Source organism: Pseudomonas sp. NPDC089569, assembly GCF_050280625.1.
Taxonomy (GTDB): Bacteria; Pseudomonadota; Gammaproteobacteria; order Pseudomonadales; family Pseudomonadaceae; genus Aquipseudomonas.
Genome location: NZ_JBNNVQ010000232.1, coordinates 1 through 2205, shown reverse-complemented (window position 1 = coordinate 2205; position 2205 = coordinate 1). Strand labels below are relative to the sequence as shown.

The following is a 2205-nucleotide window of genomic DNA, read 5'->3' as shown; positions in this document are numbered from 1 at the left end:
CCGGTGTCGACCTGGCCGCGCGCGCCGCGCGGTACCAGTGAGCCACCCTGGTACTGGGCACGACGGATGATCGCCTTGCCGCTTGGCGCCAGCGAGCTGTTGAAGTCCGGCAGTTCCTTGAGCAGGTGTGCGCAGGACTTGAGCAGCAGAGGCAGGATGGTCAGCTTGACGCCGGCCTTCTCTGCAACGGCTTTCTGGGCGTTACGGAACGCTTCCAGCTCGGTGATATCCGCCGAGTCGAATTGCGTCACGTGTGGCACGTTCAGCCAGCTGCGGTGCAGGTTGGCGGCTCCGACCTGCATCAGGCGGGTCATCGGCACTTCTTCAATTTCACCGAAGCGGCTGAAGTCCACGGCCGGAATCGGCGGAATGCCCGCGCCACCGGTTGCACCGGCAGCAGCGGCCGGCGCTTCCTTGGCCTTCTGCATCATGGCCTTGACGTAGACCTGCACGTCTTCTTTCAGGATGCGACCGTGCGGACCACTGGCGCCAACAGCGCTCAGCTCGACGCCGAACTCACGGGCCAGTTGACGCACGGCGGGACCTGCGTGAACTTTGGCGCCCGGCTTGGCTGGAGCGGCAACCGGGGCAGCCGCAGGGGCGGCGGCAGGTGCAGCAGCGGCTGGAGCCGGAGCCGGAGCGCTCGGTGCGGCAGCGGCAGGCGCCGGTGCAGCAGCCGGTGCTGCGCCTTTGACTTTCAGCTTGAGGATCAGGTCGCCAGTGCCGACTTCATCATCGAGCTTGATGGCGATGCTTTCCACCACGCCAGCAGCAGGCGATGGAATTTCCATGCTCGCCTTGTCGGATTCCAGAGTGATCAGCGACTGGTCGGCTTCGACGCTGTCGCCGGCCTTGACCAGCACTTCGATGATCTTGGCCTTGCCGGCCGAGCCGATGTCCGGAACGTGGATGTCCTGAACGCTGTCGGCCACTGGCGCTGCCGGGGCTGCCGCAGGGGCAGGTGCGGCGGCAGGTGCCGGTGCAGCCGCCTGGGCCGGAGCCGCAGCGGGCGCGGCAGCGCCTGCCACTTCCAGGTCCAGGATCAGATCGCCGGTGCCGACTTCGTCGTTGAGCTTGACGCTGATGGCCTTGACCACGCCAGCGGCAGGCGACGGGATTTCCATGCTCGCCTTGTCGGATTCCAGGGTGATCAGCGACTGATCAGCCTGGACGGTGTCACCCACCTTGACCTGGATTTCGATGATCTGGGCCTTGCCCGACGAACCGATGTCCGGCACGTGGACCTTCTGGACCGAAGCGGCAACAGGCGCGGCAGGAGCAGCGGCTGGCGCGGCAGCTGCAGGAGCGGCAGCGGGTGCCGCTTCAGCCTTGGCAGCCGGTGCGGCAGCCGCAGGGGCCGCGGCTGCGGCACCTTCGACTTCCAGCTCCAGCAGTTCGTCGCCTTCTTTCAGACGGTCGCCCAGCTTCACTTTCAGGCTCTTGATCACGCCGGCTTTCGGCGCCGGCACTTCCATGCTGGCCTTGTCCGATTCCAGGGTCAGGATGCTCTGGTCGGCTTCGATGCGGTCGCCGACCTTCACAAACAGTTCAATTACTTCACCTTCACCGCTGCCGATGTCAGGTACGCGAATGAGTTCGCTCACAGAGTCTCTCCTCAGCAGTCCAGTGGGTTGCGTTTTTCCGGGTCGATACCGAATTTGACGATAGCTTCAGCCACCACCTTAGGTTCGATATCACCACGGTCAGCCAATGCTTCCAGGGCTGCCAACACCACGAAATGACGGTCGACTTCGAAGAAATGACGCAGTTTCTTGCGGCTGTCGCTGCGACCGAAACCGTCGGTGCCCAGGACCTTGAATTCCTTGGACGGTACCCACTGGCGGATCTGCTCGGCGAACAACTTCATGTAGTCGGTAGAGGCAATGACCGGACCTTTGCGGCCGTTCAGGCACTCTTCAACGTAGCTCTTCTTCGGCTTCTGGCCAGGGTGCAGACGGTTGGTGCGCTCGACGGCCAGGCCGTCGCGACGCAGTTCGTTGAAGCTGGTGACGCTCCACACGTCGGCGCCGACGTTGAACTCTTCACGCAGGATCTTCGCCGCTTCGCGCACTTCACGCAGGATGGTGCCCGAGCCCATCAGTTGAACGTGATGCGCCGCTTCGCGGGTGTCTTCCTCGAGCAGGTACATGCCTTTCTTGATGCCTTCTTCGGCACCGGCCGGCATGGCTGGCTGCTGGTAGGACT

At 63.9% G+C, this 2205-nt stretch carries 2 protein-coding genes; both read right to left on the bottom strand.

Features of this window, described 5'->3' with window-relative positions:
• The coding region (locus ACQKP2_RS32560; protein WP_427582348.1) for a biotin/lipoyl-containing protein at positions 1-1604 on the bottom strand (1604 nt) is incomplete at its 3' end.
• An 11-nt stretch (positions 1605-1615) separates the two neighbouring features.
• Positions 1616-2205 (bottom strand): transketolase-like TK C-terminal-containing protein (locus tag ACQKP2_RS32555; RefSeq protein ID WP_427582347.1); only part of this gene is annotated, 590 nt, incomplete at its 5' end.